General features: G+C 65.9%; 2 protein-coding genes and 1 pseudogene. All 3 read right to left on the bottom strand.

Annotated features, from left to right (window positions below):
* Positions 1 to 977, bottom strand: a pseudogene (locus tag IED13_RS28345) (hypothetical protein); the annotation flags it as partial.
* 769 nt (positions 978 to 1,746) lie between these two features.
* A complete protein-coding gene (locus IED13_RS28340) occupies positions 1,747 to 2,985 on the bottom strand; it encodes a class I SAM-dependent methyltransferase (protein ID WP_191126117.1) in 1,239 nt (412 codons plus the stop codon).
* Between the two features lie 332 nt (positions 2,986 to 3,317).
* Positions 3,318 to 4,142, bottom strand: a complete 825-nt coding sequence (locus IED13_RS28335; RefSeq protein WP_260368350.1) for a MotE family protein — start codon at positions 4,140 to 4,142, stop codon at positions 3,318 to 3,320.
* Positions 4,143 to 4,228 lie beyond the last annotated feature (86 nt).

The raw sequence follows: 4,228 nt of genomic DNA, 5'->3' as shown, positions 1-4,228 counted from the left end.
GGTTCGGGCGCAGCCGGCGCTGCGGCGGGCGGTGTCGCCCCGGGGGTGGGCCTGACTTCCGGGGCGGGAACGGAGCCGCCCGCGGCCGTGGCCTCGGCCGGTTGCGCCGACACGGAAGAGGCGGCGACGGGGGTGGCCGCGGGCTCGGGCAGCGTTTGCAGGGACGCAAGCGAGAGCGCCGAAGGCTTGGCTGGCCTGAGCAGGTCGACGACCAGCCCGGTCTCGTCGTCGAAGCTGCGCGCCTGCCAGTCCGGCGGCAAGGCGAGCGTCAGGCTGAGCCGCTCCTTGCCGGCGTCGAGCGCGGCCAGCGCGATGCCTTCTGGCAGGGCGGTGCGAAGGGCGGCCTCGTCAGCGTTCATCGCCCGGTCGAAGGTGAGCTTGAGCTTGCCGTCGGAGAGGTCGGACGCCATCGCCGTGCCGGCAGGCGCCTTGAAGATCAGGCGCTCCAGCGTCGGCAGGCTCGCGCTGCGCATCGACAGCATGGCCGCGGGCGCCGGCGGCTGTCGGCTCGCCTCCCTGGCCCTCGCCTCGGCCAGGCGCAGGCGCTGGGTCAATTCCGCGATCACCTCGGGCGGCGGGCCGGGCAGCAGGCCGGTCCAGTTCTGCGGCAGGAGGTCGATGAAGGCCTTGTCGCCGGCCTCGATCAGATTGGCCTTATAGGGCTGCGTCAGCGCGAAGCGCATGCCGCGCCCGTCCGGATCGATGCGGGCGATCGAGACATAGTTCGGCAATTCGCGCGCGACCTTCGCGACATCGACCGTGACAGGATCGCCGAAGGCGACGATCAGCACCCCGTTGGCGACGCGCACGCGCGTCTGCGTCGGCTGGTCGAAGGCGAGCGAAAGGCGGCCGAAGCCGGCCGGCATCGCCTCGCCGCGCAGCGTGGCGCTGGCAGCAAGAGCAGGCGCATTCAGACCGGCCGCAAGCGCAAGCGCGGTCAGCCCGATACCGAAAGCGAGGGAACGCGACAGACGCAAAACCGGAGACTCGACCCAACGCGGCAGGCCGGACTCGCATCCCGGGGGATGCGCCGACCTGCGCGCAGGTTACTGCATCAAGCATAATGGCTGCTTAACGCTGACATCTCATTTGTCCCTGTGTTTACGGCGTTTTCGGAGGTTGGATTTTTCACTCGTTACGATTTTTTGCATTGGCCTGTTCGCCGGCTGTTCCGCGAGCGGCGAGGCGCTGGTCGATGTGGCGGCTGTATTTCATCACCATCTGGATCGACATGCCGACCATGGCGGCAATCTGCTGGCGGCTTGGCGCCCGAGCGCCATTCGGACTGGTGGCAGGGGAACTCGTTAATCCACGCAAGAGCGCGTCGCTGAGTAGCCGTCAGCTTCTCATCATGCGTCATGCCCGGTCTCCTTAGAGATGGCGTCCGCGCACGCTGCTTTGCTGTCCTCCAGAGACGAGAGGGCGCGCAGGCACGCGGCTAGGAGAGCGCGGGCGGGAGTATTCGCTTCGTCAATGGTGCCGGTCGCGCAGCGACGAGGGTGGTCGCAAGCAACATTGGCTACGTTTCGGAGAACTGGGGGACTGCCACGGTCACCAACGGAAGTAGCAGCGTGACCTTTTCGCATGGGCTCAGCGCCACCCCGCGAGCTGTGATTGTCTGGCCCTTGGCCCGCAGCAGGGCACCTTCTATTTCACATCGCCGGGGACGTGGACGAGCACACAGGCGACGATCGATCTCGGTGGGACCGCGACCGCAAATCGCGATTTCGGGTTCGCTGCCTTTGCCTAGGCCGGCTGGATTCGGCACTCAAGAACGGCAATCCCCAGATGCCGTGGTTCATTTGGTGCCGCTGTCAAGCTCGTGCGTATGGAGACGTGAGAGGCCGACGTGGTGCCGATGTCGATATCTTCAGTCTGGCCCGGTTGGAGGATGCGTGTCCTGCGGGCATCGCCGGACTCGATCGTAACAGTCTTCGGCGTCGGCAGATAGTTTGCCACCGTCACGCTGAGATTTGATGTCGCCCGCAATCTGTCCGGTAGGGGGATGCGGCAACATTCGGCTACGGTCCAGCGATGGGTGACTTCTGGTGCGCCCCAACCCTCCGGCAGCATGATCTGGTCACCTGGCCGCACTGCGTCTCCCATCGGCTCGGCGATATAGGCATTTGCCCTGAATACTGGCGACTGCATATGCCTGACCGACCACCCGCATCGCGCCATCAGCTCCGCGAGAAATGGGCGCTGAAAACCAAGTTCCATCCACCCTCGGTTCCGCATGCAGAGGATACTGAGGGCATCCATGCGAGGCCCCCAGGGGAAAGGGATCGAAGCGTGCTGACCTTCTTCGACGATAGGTTCTCCGCAGAGTACGAGCTTGCCGCCGGGTAGCAGCCGATCATGCAGTCCGAGAAGCAGTTTGTCGAACTCCAGCGCATGGTGAAACGCCTCGAAGAACAGCACCCGGTCAAATCGTTGCCCGGCGAAACCTTCACCGAAAGCGCCGAGCTCCAGTTGGACGTCGAGTCCCATGGCCTCGGACTGGCGGCGCACCAGATCAAGGCTGTCGGCATCAATATCGACCCCGAATGCGCGAACTCCGCATCGCGCCAACATGAGCAGCGCTTGCCCGCTTCCGGGGCCGTATTCGATAACGGACTGCTCCGGCTCGACGTCGAGAGCGCTTATGATCGCTGCCCAGGATGACAGGAACTCGGACACGAGCTTCGGCGATTTGAAGGAGTAAGGCGAAATCTGCCGCCAGATGTCTGGCGTTGAGCCTAGCCCGCTGCGCTCGTCTCGCTCCGGGGTGTAGTCGCTGCGGCCAGATAGGCGAGCATAGAGCGCGGCGCAAATGCGCCGGTATTCCGTGCCCATTGGATCTAGCCTGCGAAGCGCCGCTAACTCTTGCGGCTCAATGGTGATGCCAGCCAAGTGATCGTAAGTCTCGGCGTCAATTTCAGATGGCAGCCCGTCGATCCATCGAAGCATGTCCTGCTCGGTCATCGTTGTCGGCGATTTCAGCATGTCGTCCCCATTTCGTGCAGTTATCGCCAATTCTGGTGATGCTGCAATAGTTGAACAATCGGGCCATGTGCGGTGCAATCCGAGGCCCCTGCTCGAGTGGTCCGGCATCGCCGAGGTGCCAGATGCAGCTGTCCCTTGACTAGGCTCGGATGATCGCGCGCAAGCCGCCGCCACCCGGCCGGTGAACGGCTCCTGAATGAATCTTGACCGTGATGGGGCGGGGTACAGGGGCTAGGGCATTGGATCGGTCTCGTGTTCGATCCGATGCCTTGGCTCGTTGTCTTGGCATCGGCTTTTCCCGAAAGCCGCACGCCCTTTTTCGAGCCGATGCCCTAGCGCGAGGCCGGCGCGATCGCCGGGAGTTCGTTGCCCGGCAGGGCCGCCTCGCTCGCGACGCGGTCGAGCGCCGGGCCGCGGCCGCTCGTCGCCAGCGCGATGGTGAGCTTCTCCGCCCGCTCGGGAGCCATGGCGGCGAGCACTTCCGACATCTTGCGCGGGTTCATCTGCTGCACCACCGGCACGAGCACGTCGAGGCTCAGCCGATCGAAGACGCGGGCGGCGTCCTTGGGCTTCATCGCCTCGTACATGATGACGAGGTTCTTGATCGCCTTGGATTCCTCGACGGCGGCCCTGGCAGCCGGGCTGTTCTTCTCTTCCAGGGTCTTGAGGTCGCCGACGCGGCCGTCGAGCTTCTTCTCGGCGGTGTCGAGCAGGCGCTCGCGCATCTCCAGCTCGCGCATGCGGCCGTCGAGCTCCTCGCGGCGCTCGCCGAGGCGTTCCAGCAGCGCCTTTTCGGCTGGCGAGACGGGCTGCGCCGTGCCGTTCATGATGCCGGCCTTGTTGTTGGGGTTCGCGGCGCGGGCGGCTTCCGCCTTGGCGTCGGCTTCCGCCTTCTCCTTGTCCTTCTTCGGATCGGGGGCGGGCACCGAGCCCGTCGTCTCCGGGTCGAAGATATCGGGAGCGTGGGCCCGGGCGACGCCCTTGGCGAGCCCCCGGACTTCCGGTTCGGGCTTCGCCTTGGCGGAGGCGGCGAAGGCCGGGGGGCTTGCCGGGATCGTGCCCCGATAGGGCTCCGCCGTCCAGGCGAGCAGCTTCAGCGCCAGGAGACCCATGGCGCCGAGGATGACTGCCGGCAGGAGGCGGGGCCGTTCGATCACGCAGCCTGGCCCTCGAGGCGACGGGCGGCGCGGGCGCGGATCGCTGCGGCGGACTGCGCCGCGCTTTCCAGGCGGGAGAGCGGGGT

This window comes from Allobosea spartocytisi, from assembly GCF_014764685.1.
Taxonomy (GTDB): Bacteria; Pseudomonadota; Alphaproteobacteria; order Rhizobiales; family Beijerinckiaceae; genus Allobosea; species Allobosea spartocytisi.
This window is presented reverse-complemented; position numbering and strand designations above follow the sequence as displayed.

Coding starts and splice junctions, on each gene's coding strand:
- IED13_RS28340 (WP_191126117.1), bottom strand. CDS start 2,985: ATGCTGAAATCGCCGACAACGATGACCGAGCAGGACATGCTTCGATGG.